General features: G+C 71.4%; 12 protein-coding genes. 3 read left to right on the forward strand and 9 right to left on the reverse strand.

The features are described from left to right. Positions 1–46: 46 nt before the first annotated feature. From MKK68_RS11390 to MKK68_RS11410, 5 genes are all read right to left on the reverse strand, one after another. Entirely contained in the window at positions 47–619 is a 573-nt protein-coding gene (locus MKK68_RS11390) for a cob(I)yrinic acid a,c-diamide adenosyltransferase (RefSeq protein ID WP_147728509.1), read from the reverse strand. A gap of 47 nt (positions 620–666) precedes the next feature. After that, positions 667–1299 (reverse strand): acyloxyacyl hydrolase, encoded by a 633-nt coding sequence (locus tag MKK68_RS11395; protein WP_147842942.1) that lies wholly within the window; start codon positions 1297–1299, stop codon positions 667–669. A gap of 131 nt (positions 1300–1430) precedes the next feature. Continuing rightward, the gene (locus MKK68_RS11400) at positions 1431–1616 is read right to left on the reverse strand and encodes a twin transmembrane helix small protein (RefSeq protein ID WP_147728507.1); all 186 of its coding nucleotides are present in this window, start codon (positions 1614–1616) and stop codon (positions 1431–1433) included. 92 nt (positions 1617–1708) lie between these two features. Beyond that, positions 1709–4327 carry a TIGR02302 family protein gene (locus MKK68_RS11405; protein ID WP_244030343.1) on the reverse strand — a complete coding sequence of 873 codons (2619 nt, stop codon included), beginning with the start codon at positions 4325–4327 and terminating at the stop codon, positions 1709–1711. Between the two features lie 109 nt (positions 4328–4436). Then, a complete protein-coding gene (locus MKK68_RS11410) occupies positions 4437–5645 on the reverse strand; it encodes a polyhydroxyalkanoate depolymerase (protein ID WP_244030420.1) in 1209 nt (402 codons plus the stop codon). A 224-nt stretch (positions 5646–5869) separates the two neighbouring features. Here MKK68_RS11410 and MKK68_RS11415 point away from each other — a divergent pair, with 224 nt between their 5' ends. Further along, the gene (locus tag MKK68_RS11415; RefSeq protein ID WP_147726367.1) at positions 5870–7096 is read left to right on the forward strand and encodes a TetR/AcrR family transcriptional regulator; all 1227 of its coding nucleotides are present in this window, start codon (positions 5870–5872) and stop codon (positions 7094–7096) included. Between the two features lie 26 nt (positions 7097–7122). On the opposite strand, the gene MKK68_RS11420 is transcribed toward MKK68_RS11415, so the two are convergent. The 4 genes from MKK68_RS11420 to MKK68_RS11435 form a co-directional block, all read right to left on the reverse strand. After that, on the reverse strand, positions 7123–8274 hold the full coding sequence (locus tag MKK68_RS11420) for an acyl-CoA dehydrogenase family protein (protein WP_244030345.1): 1152 nt from the start codon (positions 8272–8274) through the stop codon (positions 7123–7125). Between the two features lie 171 nt (positions 8275–8445). Further along, positions 8446–9642, reverse strand: a complete 1197-nt coding sequence (locus tag MKK68_RS11425; protein ID WP_147726369.1) for an acyl-CoA dehydrogenase family protein — start codon at positions 9640–9642, stop codon at positions 8446–8448. Positions 9643–9668: 26 nt separating this feature from the next. After that, on the reverse strand, positions 9669–10853 hold the full coding sequence (locus tag MKK68_RS11430) for an acetyl-CoA C-acyltransferase (RefSeq protein ID WP_244030347.1): 1185 nt from the start codon (positions 10851–10853) through the stop codon (positions 9669–9671). Then, positions 10850–12538, reverse strand: a complete 1689-nt coding sequence (locus tag MKK68_RS11435; RefSeq protein WP_409567223.1) for an AMP-binding protein — start codon at positions 12536–12538, stop codon at positions 10850–10852. The genes MKK68_RS11430 and MKK68_RS11435 overlap by 4 nt, the downstream gene beginning before the upstream one ends. A gap of 187 nt (positions 12539–12725) precedes the next feature. Here MKK68_RS11435 and MKK68_RS11440 point away from each other — a divergent pair, with 187 nt between their 5' ends. Together MKK68_RS11440 and MKK68_RS11445 are read left to right on the forward strand one after the other, a co-directional pair. After that, the gene (locus MKK68_RS11440; protein WP_244030351.1) at positions 12726–13919 is read left to right on the forward strand and encodes a CaiB/BaiF CoA transferase family protein; all 1194 of its coding nucleotides are present in this window, start codon (positions 12726–12728) and stop codon (positions 13917–13919) included. Positions 13920–14004: 85 nt separating this feature from the next. Continuing rightward, positions 14005–16101 carry a 3-hydroxyacyl-CoA dehydrogenase NAD-binding domain-containing protein gene (locus MKK68_RS11445; protein WP_244030353.1) on the forward strand — a complete coding sequence of 699 codons (2097 nt, stop codon included), beginning with the start codon at positions 14005–14007 and terminating at the stop codon, positions 16099–16101. Positions 16102–16119: the final 18 nt, after the last annotated feature.

Consider the following 16119-nt stretch of genomic DNA (forward strand, 5'->3'; position numbering starts at 1 on the left):
TCGGATCGGCGGTACGGCGGCGGGCGCGGATCGGCCCGGGCCCGCCCTAGCGGTTCTTGCCGGGCACCCAGAGCACGTCGTCGGCGCCGTCGGCGTTGGCCGCGCGGCTCGCCACGAACAGGAAGTCCGACAGGCGGTTGAGGTACTTCAGCGCTTCGGGCGAGACGATCTCGCCCTCGGTCGCCGCGAGGGCGACGGCGAGCCGCTCGGCCCGGCGGCTGACGGTGCGGGCGAGGTGGAGCGCGGCGGCGGCCGGCGAGCCGCCGGGCAGCACGAAGGACTTCAGCGGCGCGATGTTGGCGTTGAGCGCGTCGATGTCGGCTTCGAGCCGCGCCACCTGCGAGGCGACGATCCGCAGGGGCTCGTAGGCCGGGGGCGCGTCGCTCGGGGGCGTCGCGAGGTCGGCCCCGAGATCGAACAGGTCGTTCTGGATCGCGCCGAGCATCGCGTCGATGCGCGGCTCGGCGTGCTGGCGGGCGAGGCCGACGCAGGCGTTGGTCTCGTCGACGGTGCCGTAGGTCTCGACCCTTAGGTCCGCCTTCGACCGGCGCTGGCCGTCGGCCAGGGCGGTGGTGCCCTTGTCGCCGGTGCGGGTGTAGATGCGGTTGAGGGTGACCACGGGTGCGCCGACGCTTTCAGGTCAGAAGATGTAGCCGAGCTTGCAGATCAGAAGGTGTAGCCGAGCTTGCCGCCGAAGTTGGTCAGGCCGCGGTTCTCGCCGCACAGGCCGGCATTCGACATGTGCTCGACGGTCGCCATGATGCTCCAATGATCGGTGATGCGGAAGCCGAGCGCCGCGGCCTCGCGGAACAGAGGCGAGCAGCCGAGCGAGTTGAAGCCGTACGGGGCGAGCGCCTTCGGGCCGGTATAGCCGTTATGCGCGGCGCCGCCGAAGAAGCCGTCGATGAAGACGCGGCGGTCGAAGGTCTCGGGGAAGAGGTCGACCGACCAGGTCGCGCCGAGATAGGCGTAGCTGGTCCGGCCGCCGGTGTTGTAGCTGCCGCCCACCGTCGGGCGCGGCACGAAGGCCTGCCAGAACGGATCGGCGCTCACCAGCGGCTTCGAGAACAGGATCTCGCCGTTGACGTTCTGCTTCTCGAAGCCCGGGAGCTTGCCCTCGGCGCTGCCGGGATCCTGCACGGCGCCGCCGATCCGGACTTCGGAGACGATGCTGAGGGGCTGCACCGGCGGCGCGTAGGCCGCGGGCCGCGGCGCGTACCCGAGATCGGCTGCCGCGACGGGCGAGGCGATCGCGAGGGCGAGAGCGCCGGCGACGAGACGATGCGAGGAGGACTTCATGCGGGGCGGATCCGGTTGAACCCGGAATTCCTAGCATGGGCCGGCCTGCCGGGGGCGCCGTTTCATCCGGCCCGCGCTCGAATGCGCCCCGGTGCGGCCCGGCGGTCACAGTCCCGGGCCGCCCCGATCCATCAGGCCGAGCGCCACCAGGCCACGCCCATGATCACCAGAATCGCCACGAACTGCAGCAGCACGCGCAGGCGCATCAGGCGCTGGGACAGGTTGGCGTCGCCCCCGCGCATCATGTTGGCAAGGCCGAGGAGGAGGATGACCGCGACCGCGAGGCAGGCGACGAGGACGACGGAGTTGCCGGACATGGACGGACGATCTCGACTGCGAGCGATTCCGCCCTTGTAGGCGCTTCGCCGGGCGAACGGCAGGGGCGATGCGACGCGGGACGCGCCTCGGCTCAGTTCCGGCGCAGCAGGCGCTCGAAGTAGTCGAGCTCCTCCTGCGAGCGGGTCGGGTCGCCGAGCTTGCGCCGCAGCTCCTCCATGATCCGGCGCGCCCGCTGCACCGCCGATTCGTCGGCGGTCGGCACGCGCACGCGGCCGTCGCTCATGTCGCGCCCGCGGGTCGGGCGGCCGAGCGGGTCGTCGTCCTTGGCACCGGCCTGTCCCTGCTGGCCGGGCTGCTGGCCGTCGGGCTTGTCGCCCTGGCCCTCGCCCTCGGCTTCGGCCGATTCCTGCATCTGCTGCTGCATGCCGTCGGCACCGCGCTTGAGCCCGTCGAGGGCGCGGCCCTGCGCGTCGACCGCGTCGCCGTCCTGGCCGTCCTTCAGGGCGTTCTCGGCCTCGCGCATCGCATCCTCGGCATCCGAAAGGCCTTCCTCGCCCTTCATGCCGTTCTCCTTCATGCGGTTCTGAAGGTCCTGCAGGCGCTGGCGCAGGGCCTGCTGGCGCTCGCCGACCCCGCCCTGCTGGCCTTGCCCGCCCTTACCTTGCTGACCCTGGCCCTGCTGCCCCTGCTCGCCTTGACCTTGCTGGCCCTGGCCCTGCTGGCCGGGGCTCTGCTGCCCCTTCTGCCCCGGCTTCTGCCCCGGCTGACCGCGGCTCGGCGGACGCTGGCCTTGCTCGCCGCCGGGCTTCTCCTGGCCTTCCTTGAAGGTCTCGTCGCGCAGGCCCTGCTGCTCGCGGGCCATCTGGTCGAGCTCCTTCATCTGCTTCTGCATCTCGCGGGCGGTCGGGTCGGACTTGCCGCCCTGCTCGGCGCTCTGCAGGTTCTCCAGGATGTTGCGCAGCTGCTCCATCAGGCGCTGCGCCTCGGCCGTGTCGCCGCGCTTCATCGCCTCGGCCATGTCCTTGAGCATCTTGTCGAGGTCGTCCGGCGTCACGCTCTTCGATGGCTGGCCCTGCTTGTCGTGCGAGCCCTGCTCGCGCGGCTGCTTGCTCTGCTTCTCGGCCAGCTGCTTCATGAACTTGTCGAGGGCCTGCTTGAGGTCCTGGGTCAGGCGCTGGATCTCGTCGTCGGGCGCATTTTTCTCGATCGCCTCCTTGAGCCGGTCCTGCGCCTGCCGGAGCTTCTTCTCGGCGTCGGAAAGGTCGCCGTCCTCGATCTTGAGGGCCATCTCCCAAAGCAGGTCCGCGACCTCGGTGAGCGCGGCATCGTTGCCGGCCGTCCGCAGGCGCCGCGCCGCGGTCTTCAGGCCGAGGAACACCCCCGGCTGCGGCGTAAACATCTCGGGCGCGACGAGCAGTCCGTCGAGCGCCATCTGCACGCGGGCGCGGCCCTCGTCCGGCGTCACCACGAGGCGACGGCGCTCCTCGGCCAGCGCCCGCGCCAGCGGATCGCGGAAGGGGCGGGCGGGCAGCACCATCTCGATCGTCGGCGTGCGGCCCTCCTGGCCGGCCTCGTCCTTGACGAGATAGGTGAAGCGCACCTTCGCGCCCGACCAGGGGTTGTCGGTCAGGTCCACGAGCGTCTTGGTGTCGGTCTCGCCGCTCGCATCGCCCGGCAGCGCCAGGGCGATGCGCGGCGGCGGCACAAGCGAGCGCGTCCCCTCCAGCGGCTCGACGATCCCCTCGGCCGAGGCGATGCCGTAATCGTCCTTGGCGCGGTAGCTCAGGTTGAAGGTGCCACGCCCGTTCACCTCCGGGCCGCCGACCGCGTGGACCTCGGGCGGGGTGTCGGGGATCGCGTCGACGATCAGGCGCTGGGTCTGCCCCGGCGCGGCGATGGTGAGCTCGGCCGTCGGCCCGACGATCTGGAACCGGTCCTCGCGCAGGTCGGGTCGCGGCTCCTTGCCGGGCACGGCCTTGAGCCCGGCATTCGGCGTCAGCACGGTCTGCGCCGGGCCTTCGCCGGCGATGCGCACGATCAGCTGCGAATTCACCGGCACGCGCAGGCGCTGCTCGCCGCCAGACATCGCGACCGCGAGCGGCGGAAGCCGGGTGTAGAGCGGCGGGTCGATCCAGCCGTCGATGCGGTAGTTCGGGCCGGCCGAAGCGGCTTCGCGCCAGTCGAAGGCGCTGCCGAGGCGCTCGCGCCATTCCGGGCCGGCGACGAACAGGCTCGCCACCGCCGCGACCACGAGGCCGGCGCGCAGCGCGAACGGGTCGTGGCGCGGCATGCCGGGCCGCGGCCGGCCGACGCGCAGCGTCGCGACGGCGCTCGCCGCCCGCGCCTGATGCAGGGCCCAGAGCGCCCGCGTATCGGGATCGGTGGTGCCGACGGCGAGCGTGTCCTCGATCGTCGAGGCCGGGGCGTGAACCAGCGTCGCGTCGCGCGCCGCCGCCTCGCGGTCGATGCGGGCGAGCGCGGCGCGCCGGTCCGACCGGCGCAGCCGAGCGAGCGGGGCGAGCACGGCGACCAGCGCGGCACCGAAGGCGACGAGGCCGACGATGCGCCAGGTGGCGGAGAGATCGAGCCAAAGGCCGAGCCAGGAGACGGCGAGGAAGGCCAGGACGACGCCGAGGCCGCGCCACAGCACCGGCCAGGCCCGCTCCCACAGGCCGGCGGCGTTGGAGCGCGCCACCAGCCGGTCGAGCCGTGCGGCGGTGCCGGATCGCTTCGGATCGTTACTGCTCACGCCCGCAATCGCCTCGCCGCCCTCGAACCAGCACGTTCGTGCAGGCAAGCTAGCATGGTGCGCATCGTGCGCGTGCGGGTCAAATCCGCTCAGGGCGGGGCGGCCGTCCTCAGTTGTGCGACTGGATGAAGTTGCGCACCAGCGGGTAGGTCTGCCCCTCCCACTTGCGGCCCGAGAACACCCCGTAATGGCCGACGCCGGCCTGGAGGTGGTGGCTGCGCATGTGCGGGGGCAGGCCGGTACAGAGGTCGTGCGCCGCCATGGTCTGGCCGACGGCGCAGATGTCGTCGCGCTCGCCCTCGACCGTCATCAGCGCGGTCTTGCGGATCGCGCGCATGTCGATCCGGTTGCCGCGATAGGTCAGCTCATTCTTGGCCAGGGTGTAGTCCTGGAACACCGTCTTCACGGTCTCGATGTAGAACTCCGCCGCGAGGTCGAGCACGGCGAAGTACTCGTCGTAGAACCCGGCGATCGCGTCGGCCTTCTCGACCTCGCCGTTGGCCATGTGCCAGAACAGGTCCGCATGGCCCTGGACGTGGCGCTTGGTGTTCATCGAGACGAAGGCCGAGACCTGGACGAAGCCGGGATAGACCCGGCGGCCGGCGCCCTTGTGGCGCCGCGGCACGGTGGCGATCAGGTTCTTCTCGAACCACTCGATCGGCTTCGAGGTGGCGAGCGCGTTCACCGAGGTCGGGCTGATCCGGCAATCCACCGGGCCGGCCATCAGCGTCATGCTGCGGGGCGTGGCCGCATCCTTCGATTCCGCCATCACCGCGGCGGCGGCGAGCGCCTGGACGGTCGGCTGGCAGACCGCAAGCACGTGCGCGGGGCCCCCCATCGCCCCGAGGAACTGCACGAGGTGCCCGACATAGTCGTCGAACCCGAACGCGCCGTCGGAGAGCGGCACGTCGCGGGCGTTGTGCCAGTCGGTGATGTAGACGTCGTGGTCGGGCAGCAGGGTCTTCACCGTGCTGCGCAGCAGCGTCGCGAAATGGCCCGAGAGCGGGGCCACGACCAGCACCTTCGGCTGCTCGGAATCGATGTCCTTGCGAAAGCGCAGCAGGGTGCCGAACGGCGTGACGAGCACCGGCTCCTCGACCACCGAGACCTCGCGGTTGCCGACCGTCACCGCCTCGATGCCGAAGGACGGGCGCGCGAAGGTCAGTCCGGCGCGCATCATCATGCGGGCGCCGGCCGACATCCAGTTCACCGGATCGCCGAAGGCGGTCCAGGGCGAGACCGCATCGTGCAGCACGCGCCCCCAGGCCCGCGTCTGCTGGGCCAGGTCGCACTGCATCTCGAACGCGTCGTACAGCATGGGGCGGGCACTCGTGCGCGACCGGCCCGACAGGCGGGCGGTCGCGGCTTCGGGATGGGGCTGATACGCCGCTTCGTGCTGCATCATCATGCGGTGAGGATCAGACGGGCGCGCACCCACCGCAACCGTCTAAAAGTACGAAGCCGTCGGCCTGTGTCTTCGCAGTACCACGTTTGACGGCGCGGCGCTTGTCAGTTCGTGCGCCGCCATGCTCAACCGCTGAGATGATCGACGGAGGCAGGCCCGCGGCCGGGCAGACCAAACGCTATGCCCTCAAGCGCGGGGCGATCCTCGATGCGGCGGCACGGCACTTCAATGCCCGCGGCATCCGCGGCACGGCGCTCAACGACGTCGGCGGCAGCGTCGGGCTGATGCCCAACAGCATCACCTACTATTACCGCCGCAAGGAGGACCTCGCGGCCGCCTGCTACGTCAGCACGATCGCGTGGCACGAGGCGCTGCTCGCCGAGACGGCGGCGCTCGCCGACCCGGCAGAGCGCCTCTCCGCATTCCTGGCCGCCTACTTCCGCGACCTCGCGGCGATCGAGACCGGGGCGCGGGCGCCTCAGGTCCGGCTGACCGACATGCGCGCGCTGCCCGAGCCGCAGAGCGCGGCGGTCTACGCCGCCTACAACGCCTTCTTCCGGCAGGCGCGCGCCGCGTTCTTCCCCGAGGCCGCCTTCCCCGGCCTCGACCGCGACGCGTTGCGGGCACGGACGCACCTCGTCGTTTCGGTGGTGCACACGGTCCGCGCCTGGATCGACCGCTACGAGGCGGCGGATTACCCCCGCGTCGGGGCGCGGATCGCCGATCTCCTGCTGCACGGCTTGGCGAGCCCGGAGAGCCGCTGGAGCGGCGACGCACCGGACCCGATCACGGCCCAGGGCGACCCGACCGAGCCGTTCCTGCGGGCGGCGACGGCGCTGATCAACGAGGAAGGCTATCGCGGCGCCTCGGTTGAGAAGATCTCGGCGCGGCTCAGCGTCACCAAGGGCTCGTTCTACCATCACAACGACAACAAGGACGACCTGATCGCCCAGTGCTTCGCGCGCACCTTCGCCATCCTGCGCCGGGAGCAGGAGGCGGCCGAGGCGGCCGGCGGCACCGGCTGGACTCGGATCACCGCCTGCGCCCGTGCGCTGATGCGCCATCAGGTCTCCGAGGGCGGCCCGCTCCTGCGCTGCACCGCCGTCGGCGCCCTGCCGGACACCCTGCGCGCCGAGATCCCGCTGACCATGCGCCGCCTGTGGGAGCGCCTGGCCTTCCCGATCGGCGACGGCATCGCCGACGGCTCGATCCGCGCCGTCGACCCGTCGATCGCCGCGCAGGTGGTGAGCAGCATGATCGACGCCGCCTCCGACCTCGACCGCTGGTGCGACGTCGCCGGCGCCGATGCGGCCGAGATCTTCGTGCGCCCGCTGTTCATGGGGATCCACGCGGCCGCCGACTAACGCGTCCCCGGGGTTCTCGGATCGCGTCAGCCCGCGATCAGGCCGCCGTCGTCGGCGACGCGGCGCAGGTGGTAGGGCGTGTCGCCGAGCTGGTACTCGATCATCGCCAGGCGCTTGAAGTGGTGCGCGCCGATGTACTCCATGGTCATGCCGATGCCGCCGTGGAGCTGGACCGCTTCCTGGCCGAGGAAGCGGCACGCCTTGTTGACCTGCACCTTCACCGCCGACAGGGCGGCGGCACGCTCGGCGGCATCGCCGGCCTTGACCATCATCGCCCCGTAGATCGCCATGGAGCGCGCTTGCTCGAGGGCGATCAGCATGTCGACCGCCCGGTGCTGCAGCGCCTGAAAGCTGCCGACCGTGACGCCGAACTGCTTGCGCGTCTTGAGGTAATTGACGGTCAGCGCATGCAGCGCCGACATCGAGCCGAGGGCCTCGGCCGCCAGCGCCGCGATCCCATGCTCGGCGACGCGCACCAGCAGCGGCAGGCCGCCCTCGGAATCGCCGAGCACGTCGCCGCCATCGACGGCCACGCCGGCGAAGGTCACCTCCGCGGCCCGGCCGCCATCCTGGGTCGGATAGGGCTCGATGGTGACGCCCGGCGCATCGGCCGGCACCACGAACAGGCCGATCCCGTGCGGGTCGCGGCGCTCGCCCGAGACTCGGGCGCTGACGACGATCAAGCCGGCGGAATCGGCGTTCAGCACGACGCTCTTCTGCCCGTCGAGCACGAAGCCCGAGCCGTCGCGGCGGGCCCTGGTCGCGACATCGTGAAGGTCGTAGCGGGACTGCCGCTCGGTCTGGGCGAGGGCGAGGCGGGTCGAACCCTCCACGATCCCGGGGAGCCAGCGCGCCTTCTGGGCCGAATCGGCGCCGAGCCGGATCGCGGTGGAGCCGAGCACGCCGCTGGCGAAGAACGGCTCGACCGCGAGGTTACGGCCGATCGCCTCCATCACGATCATCGTCTCGACGGCGCCGCCGCCGAACCCGCCATCCTCCTCGGAGAAGGGCAGGCCGCAGACGCCGAGTTCGGCGAGCTTGCCCCAGCTCGGCTCGGAGAACCCCAGAGGCTCGCGGGCCCGGGCCTGGCGCGCCTCCAGCGACGGGTAGCCGTCGGCGCAGAAGCGCTCGACGCTGTCGCGCAACAGGTTCTGCTCGCCGCTGAAATCGAAGTCCATGGTGTCATCCGTTCGAAGCCGCGAAGAGGCTTCCGAGAGAAACGCGGGTCCCCTCTCCCGTGCGGGAGAGGGACAGGGTGAGGGCTCCAGGTCTTTCCTGCGACCTCGCATCCCTCTCCCCAACCCTCTCCCGAACGGGAGAGGGCGGCGCAGTGCGTCCTGCGGGAGGTCTCACAAGCCCAAGATGCCCTTGGCGATGACGTTGTGCTGGATCTCGTTCGAGCCGCCGTAGATCGAGACCTTGCGGTTGTTGAAGTAGCTCGGCGCGGCCGCGTCGACCCAGTCGAAGCCGCCGGGCGGGTTGTTGGCGCCGGCGCCGCGCTGGGGCGCGGCGAGCGAGAACGGCCCTGCGAGCTCCACCAGCAGCTCGGTCGCCGCCTGCTGCAGCTGCGAGCCGCGGATCTTCAGGAGCGAGGAGGCCGGGTCGGGCTGCACCGAATCGGCGCGGCCCTGCTTGGCCGCGACCCGCATCTGCGTGATCTCGAGCGCCTTCAGCTCGATCTCGACCTCGGCGACCCGTCCGCGGAAATCGCCGTCGTCCCACATCGAGCCGGCGCCGGAGGGCATCTCCTTGGCGAGGCGCTTGATGCGCTGGATGCGCTCCTTGGTCAGGCCGATGCGGGCGATGCCGGTGCGCTCGTTGGCAAGCAGGAATTTCGCGTAGTCCCAGCCCCTGTTCTCCTCGCCGATCAGGTTCTCGACCGGCACGCGCACGGAATCGAAGAACACCTCGTTGACCTCGTGGCGCCCCTCCAGGGTGATGATCGGGCGCACGGTGATGCCGGGCGACGTCATGTCCATCACGAGGAAGGAGATGCCGCGCTGTTTCTTCGCCTCCATGTCGGTGCGCACGAGGCAGAAGATCCAGTCGGCATGCTGGCCCAGCGTCGTCCAGGTCTTCTGGCCGTCGACGACGTAGTGGTCGCCGTCCCGCACCGCCTTGGTCTTGAGCGAGGCGAGGTCGGAGCCGGCGCCGGGCTCGGAGAAGCCCTGGCACCACCAATCGTCGAGATTGGCCGCCCGCGCGAGGAAGCGCTGCTTCTGCTCCTGGTTGCCGAAGGTCGCGAGCACCGGGCCGAACATGTAGCAGTTGAACTGCTGCGGCAGCGGCACCGCCGCCTGCAGCAGCTCCTCGGTGTAGATGTAGCGCTGGATCGGCGTCCAATCCTGGCCGCCCCATTCCTTGGGCCAGTGCGGCACGGCCCAGCCGCGCGCGTTCAGGATACGCTGGGACGTGACGACGTCGTCCTTGCCGAGGCCGCGGCCTTCCGAGACCTTGCGCCGGATCTCGGCCGGGATCTTCTCGCGGCAGAAGCTGCGGACCTCGTCGCGGAACGCGATCTCGTCGGCGGTGTAGCGCAGGTCCATCGGTGTCTCCTGATCGTCGCGGATCGCTAGGCGGCGATCTCGAAGAGGCCGGCGCAGCCCATGCCGCCGGCCACGCACATGGTGACGACGGCGTAGCGCGCCTTGCGCCGCCGGCCCTCGAGCAGGGCGTGGCCGACGAGGCGGGCGCCGCTCATGCCGAAGGGGTGGCCGACGCTGATCGCGCCGCCGTTGACGTTGACCCGCTCGGGATCGATCCCGAGCGTGTCGCGGCAATAGAGCGACTGGCTGGCGAAGGCCTCGTTCAGCTCCCACAGGTCGACGTCGGCGACCTTGAGCCCGTGGCGTTCGAGCAGGCGCGGCACGGCGAAGACCGGGCCGATGCCCATCTCGTCGGGGCCGCAGCCGGCCGAGGCGAACCCGCGGAAGCTGCCGAGCGGGGCCAAACCGCGCCGCGCCGCCTCCGCCCCCGACATCACCACGCAGGCGGACGCGCCGTCCGAGAGCTGGCTGGCGTTGCCGGCGGTGACGAACGCGTGCTCGCCGCGCACGGGCTTGAGCTTGGCCAAGCCTTCCAGCGTCGTGTGGGGGCGGTTGCCCTCGTCCTTGGCGAGCCGGGTCTCGACGGTGCGGGTCTCGCCCGTGGCCTTGTCGGTGACCGACATCATCGCGGAGATCGGCACGATCTCGTCGTCGAACAGGCCCCGCTCCTGCGCCGCCGCGGTGCGGCGCTGGCTTTCGAGCGCGAACGCATCCTGCGCCTCGCGCGAGATGCCGTAGCGCCCGGCGACGATGTCGGCGGTCTCGATCATCGGCATGTAGATCGCCGGCAGGTGCGCCAGCAGCCAATCGTTCCGGGTCAGCTCCTTCTGCACATTCGGCTGCACGAGGCTGATCGATTCGAGGCCCCCGGCCACCGCCACAGGGACGCCGTCGAGGATGACGCGGCGGGCGGCGCTGGCGATCGCCTCCAGGCCCGAGGCGCAGAACCGCGACACGGTCACGCCGGCCGACCCGACCGGGATGCCGGCGACGAGGCTCGCGTGCCGCGCGACGTTGCCGCCCGTGGCGTTCTCCGGGTAGCCGCAACCGAGGACCACCTCCTCGACCTCGCCCGGCTCGACGCGCGCGCGCTCGACGGCGGCGCGGATCGCGTGCGCGCCGAGATCGGCGCCGTCGGTGAGGTTCAGCGCGCCGCGGAACGCCTTGCCGATCGGCGTGCGGGCGGTCGAGACGATGACGGCGTCGGTCATGCAGGGTCGGCTCCGGTCTTCGCGCGCTCTTCGGCGACGAGCACGCTGGCGAGCAGCTTGCCCGCCGGGCTGCGGGGCAGGGCGTCCCGGAACTCGAGCGCCCGCGGGATCTCGTGGCGGCCGATGCGGCTGCCGAGGAAGTCGTTGAGCGCGTCGAGGCTGAAGCGCTCGGCGCCGGGCTTCAGGGTGACGAAGGCCTTGGCCGCCTGCCCGCGGTACGCGCAGGGCACGCCGATGACGATCGTCTCGGCGACGGCGGGGTGCTCGTAGATCGCGCTCTCGATCTGCACCGGATAGACGTTGTAGCCGCCGGAGATGATCATGTTCTTGCGCCGGTCGACCAGGTCGAACAGGCCGTTCTCGTCCACCCGCCCGATGTCCCCGGTGAGGAACCAGCCGTCGCGGAACGCGTCCGCGGTGGCGTCGGGTTGCTCGAAGTAGCCGACGAAGACGTTCGGCCCGCGGATCGCGATCTCGCCGGTCTCGCCCCTCGGCACCTCCACCGACGGTTCGTCGAGGGAGACGACGCGCATGTCGACGCCCTTCAGCGGAATGCCGATCACGCCGGGGCGGCGCTCCCCCGCCCGCGGCAGGCGGGTGCCCGCCGGCGCGGTCTCGGTCATGCCCCAGCCGACGGCGAGGTTCACGCCCATCAGCCGGCTGAGGCGGCTCATCACGTCGAAGGGCAGGGGCGCCCCGCCACTCATGCACGAGCGCAGCGACGAGAAGTCCACCGCCTCGATGCCGGGGCGGTTCAGCAGCGCGAACCACATTGTCGGCACGCCCGGCAGCGCCGTGGCGCGGCGGACCTCGATGTCGGCGATGATCTCGTCCAGGTCGAAGCGCTGGCGCAGCAGGATCTGGGTGCCGCCGCGGATGCCGCGCAGCAGCACCGTCGTCAGCGCGTAGATGTGGAAGAGCGGCAGCACGCAGACGGTGCGGGCCGAGGCCTCGCCCTCGTCCCCGTCGTCGGTCCAGAGCCGGTACATCGAGACGGAAGCCGTGAGGTTGCCGTGGGTCAGCATCGCCGCCTTCGGCAGCCCGGTGGTGCCGCCGGTGAACTGCAGCAGCATCACGTCGGAGGGCTTGCGCTGCGGCCAGGCCGCCGGACGCGGAGCCCGGCGCAGGGCCGACAGGGTCACGACGCCCGGGCGCTCGGGGATCGGCAGCGGCTCGGACACCGTCGAGGCGCCCCATTCCGCGTCGTCGCCGACGAGCAGGGTGTCGACGGCGCCCTCGTCGAGGAGCTTCAGCGCCACCGGCAGGAAGCCCGGGAGGTTGGTGGTGACGAGGACGCGCGCGCGGGTGGTGCCGAGCTTGTGCGCGAGTTCGCGCGGCGCATCGAGACCGGACAGGTGCACCACCCGCAGGCCGGCCCGAGCCGCCGCGAAAAAAGCGACCGGGTGGAACGGGGTGTTCGGCAGGTGGAGGCCGATCGTGGCGTCGGGCGTCAGCCCGCGATCGATCAGGCCGGCGGCAACCGCCTCGACGTGGTCGGCGAATTCGGGAAAGCCGATCGCGCGTCCGCGGAAATCGAAGGCCGGGCCCTTCGCCGCGGTGACGCCCGCTGCCAGCAGGTCTGGGATGGTGCCGATCTCGACCGGGCCGTCCCAGTCGCAGGCATCCGGGAAACGGCGTGCCCAGGCCTGTGCCCGCGACTCCGCCGTCGGCTCGGTCTCCCGGATCGCCTGATGCGACACGCCAACCTCCCAGACGCGGCCTCGTGCGGGCCGCTGTTCCATGATTGCGAAATTCGATCTATGCCGATGCCGGGCGGTGTCAACCGAACATACCGGTTTTTCGAAACTGGAACGGGCGGACCGGTGTCGAGCGGCGCCGCAGACGTGCCGGACACGGGGCCAGGAGGAGCCGATGGAGCGGACGACGGAACCGGACCTGCCGTTGGCGGGCATCCGCGTCCTCGACCTGTCGCGGGTGCTCGCCGGGCCGTGGTGCGGGCAGGTGCTGGGCGATCTCGGCGCCGACGTGATCAAGGTCGAGCATCCGACCCGCGGCGACGACACCCGCGACTGGGGCGTCGCCACGAGCCCCGGCAACACGACGTATTTCGACAGCGTGAACCGCAACAAGCGCTCGCTCGGCCTCGACCTGGCGTCCGAGGAGGGTGCGGCGCTGGCCCGAAGGATCGCGGCCGGCTGCGACGTGCTGATCCAGAACTTCAAGCGGGGCGGCGCCGACAGGCTCGGGCTCGGCTACGACCGCCTGTCGGCGGAGAACCCGGGGCTGATCTACTGCTCGGTCGCCGGCTACGTCGGCGACGGGCCGGAGGCGGAACGCCCGGGCTACGACCTCGTGGTGCAGGGCGAGGCGGGCCTCATGGCGCTGAACGGCCGCCCGGACGAGCCTCCGCTGAAGTTCGGCGTCGCGGCCGTCGATCTGTTCACCGGCCAGTATGCGGCCCAGGCGGTGCTCGCGGCGCTCCTTCAGCGCCACCGCACCGGGCGCGGCCGCCACGTCGAGATGGCGCTCTACGATTCCGGCCTCAGCCTGACCTCCTATGTCGGCCTCGCGGCGCTCGCGCTCGGGCGCGACCCCGAGCGGGTCGGCAACGCGCACCCGGCGATCGTGCCCTACGGCGTGTTCGAGGCGGCCGACGGCCCCCTGGTCATCACCGTCGGCAACAACGGCCAGTACCGCCGCTTCTGCACGGTGATCGGCCGGGAGGACCTCGCGGTCGATCCGGACTACGCGACCAACCTCGGCCGCTCGCGCCACCGCGACCGGCTCGCGCCCGAGATCGACCGCGAGCTCGCGCGCATCCCGCGGGCGACGCTGATCGCGGCGCTCCGGGACGCGGGCATTCCCTGCGGCGAGGTCGCCGGCCTGCACGAGGCATTCCGTTCCGATCGGACGGCCGAAGCGCACATGCTGCATGCGGGACGATCGCCCATCCTCGCGCCGCCCTACCGCCTCGACGGAGCCCGTCCCCCGGTGCGCCGGCCGCCGCCGGGCCTCGGCGAGCACACGCGCGCGCTGCTCGCGGAACTCGGCCTCGATTCGGAGCATATCGCCGACCTGCGGACGCGCGGCATCGTCGCGGGCTGACGCCGGCCCGCGCGACCGAACCCCGATCTCGAAAACCGCCGACGCCCGGACCCGGCCGGACGCGGCGCACGATGAGGAAGCCAGCATGACCGACACCCCGACCACCCTCCGCCGCGACGGCCGCGTCGCCGTCATCACGCTCGCCTCGCCGCCGGTGAACGCGCTCGGCGCGGCCGTCCGCGAGGGCCTGCGCGACCGGATCGCGGAAGCCGGGGCGGATGCGGAGGTCGGGGCGATCGTGCTCACCGGCTCGGGCAAGCTGTTCTCCGGCGGCGCCGACATCACCGAGTTCGGCAAGCCGCCCCGCGGCATGGGGCTCGGCGAGCTGCTCGACATCGTCGAGACCTCGTTCAAGCCGGTGGTCGCGGCGATCCACGGGCAGGCGCTCGGCGGCGGGCTCGAGCTGGCGCTGGCCTGCCACCACCGCGTGGCGACGCCCTCGGCGAAGCTCGGCCTGCCGGAGGTGAAGCTCGGCCTCGTCCCCGGCGCCGGCGGCACGCAGCGCCTGCCCCGTGTGGTCGGCCCGCAGAAGGCCCTGGAAATCATCACCTCGGGCCAGCCCGTCGGCGCGAAGGCGGCGCACGCGATGGGCTTGCTCGATGCGCTGACCGGCGCGGACACGCTGGTCGCCGACGCGACCGCCTTCGCCGAGCGCATCCTCGCCGAGGGACAGGCCTCGCCCCGCATCCGCGACCGCGACGACCGCATCGCGGAAGGGCGCGACGACCCCGCCCTGTTCGACGCCTTCCGCAAGGCGAACGCCAAGAAGTTCCGCGGCTTCGAGGCGCCCGAGGCCTGCATCCGCTGCGTCGAGGCGGCCTGCAACAGGCCGTTCGCGGAGGGCATCGTCTTCGAGCGCGAGACCTTCGAGCGGCTGATGCACGGCGCGCAGTCGATCGCCCAGCGCCACGTCTTCTTCGCCGAGCGCGAGGCCGCCAAGATCCCGGGCCTCGGCAAGGACGTCCCGACCCGCCCGGTCGCCCGCGTCGGCATCATCGGCGCCGGCACCATGGGCGGCGGCATCAGCATGAACTTCCTCAACGCCGGCATCCCGGTGACGATCGTCGAGGCCAAGGCCGAGGCGTTGGAGCGCGGGCTGAAGACGATCCGCCGGAACTACGACGGCTCGGCGAAGAAGGGACGCATCACCGCCGCCGACGTCGAGACCCGCATGGCGCTGCTCACCGACAGCCTCGACTTCGCGGACCTGGCCGGCTGCGACCTGATCATCGAGGCGGCGTTCGAGGACATGGATCTCAAGCGCACGATCTTCCGGACGCTCGACGCCATCGCCAAGCCCGGCGCGATCCTCGCCTCCAACACCTCCTACCTCGACATCGACGTGATCGCCGGCATGACCCGGCGCCCGCAGGACGTGATCGGGATGCACTTCTTCTCGCCGGCCAACGTCATGCGCCTGCTCGAGGTGGTGCGCGGCGCCGAGACCGCGCCCGACGTGATCGCCACCGCGATGGCGCTCGGGCGCCGGATCGGCAAGGTCGCGGTGCTGGTCGGCGTCTGCCACGGCTTCGTCGGCAACCGCATGCTGGAGCAGCGCCAGCGCGAGGCGAACAAGCTGATCCTCGAAGGCGCCCTGCCGCAGGACGTCGACCGGGTGGTGGAGGGCGTCGGCCTGCCGATGGGACCGTTCGCGATGAGCGATCTGGCCGGCCTCGACATCGGCTGGTCGGCGGAAACCTCGAAGGGCGAGAGCGTGCGCGACATCCTGTGCGAGCAGGACCGCCGGGGGCAGAAGACCGGTCGCGGCTTCTACGATTACGACGAGAACCGGAAGCCCTCGCCCTCGGATGCGGTCGAGGCGGTGATCCGTGACGTCTCCGAGCGCAAGGGCATCGCCCGCCGCACCGTCACCGACCAGGAGATCCTGGAGCGCTGCCTCTATCCGATGGTGAACGAGGGCGCGAAGATCCTCGAGGAGGGCAAGGCTTTGCGCGCCTCCGACATCGATACGGTCTGGATCAACGGCTACGGCTGGCCGGTCTACACCGGCGGCCCGATGCACTGGGCCGACGGCATCGGCCTCGGCAAGATCCTCGACCGGATGAAGACCTTCGAGGCGGAGCACGGGCCGGAATTCGCGCCCTCTTCCCTGCTGGAGAAGCTGGTCGCCGAGGGCGGGAGCTTCGCCGGGTACGATAGAGCGGCACGGAATATGGCGTAGAACCCGCGTCTCCCTCCC

Origin of the sequence: Methylobacterium sp. E-016 (assembly GCF_022829745.1) — a bacterium.
GTDB lineage: Bacteria > Pseudomonadota > Alphaproteobacteria > Rhizobiales > Beijerinckiaceae > Methylobacterium.

Excerpts from the sequence above, each read along its gene's own strand:
- MKK68_RS11395 (WP_147842942.1), bottom strand. The coding sequence starts at position 1,299 with ATGAAGTCCTCCTCGCATCGTCTCGTCGCCGGCGCTCTCGCCCTCGCG.
- MKK68_RS11400 (WP_147728507.1), bottom strand. The coding sequence starts at position 1,616 with ATGTCCGGCAACTCCGTCGTCCTCGTCGCCTGCCTCGCGGTCGCGGTC.
- MKK68_RS11410 (WP_244030420.1), bottom strand. The coding sequence starts at position 5,645 with ATGCTGTACGACGCGTTCGAGATGCAGTGCGACCTGGCCCAGCAGACG.
- MKK68_RS11415 (WP_147726367.1), top strand. The coding sequence starts at position 5,870 with ATGATCGACGGAGGCAGGCCCGCGGCCGGGCAGACCAAACGCTATGCC.
- MKK68_RS11420 (WP_244030345.1), bottom strand. The coding sequence starts at position 8,274 with ATGGACTTCGATTTCAGCGGCGAGCAGAACCTGTTGCGCGACAGCGTC.
- MKK68_RS11425 (WP_147726369.1), bottom strand. The coding sequence starts at position 9,642 with ATGGACCTGCGCTACACCGCCGACGAGATCGCGTTCCGCGACGAGGTC.
- MKK68_RS11430 (WP_244030347.1), bottom strand. The coding sequence starts at position 10,853 with ATGACCGACGCCGTCATCGTCTCGACCGCCCGCACGCCGATCGGCAAG.
- MKK68_RS11440 (WP_244030351.1), top strand. The coding sequence starts at position 12,726 with ATGGAGCGGACGACGGAACCGGACCTGCCGTTGGCGGGCATCCGCGTC.
- MKK68_RS11445 (WP_244030353.1), top strand. The coding sequence starts at position 14,005 with ATGACCGACACCCCGACCACCCTCCGCCGCGACGGCCGCGTCGCCGTC.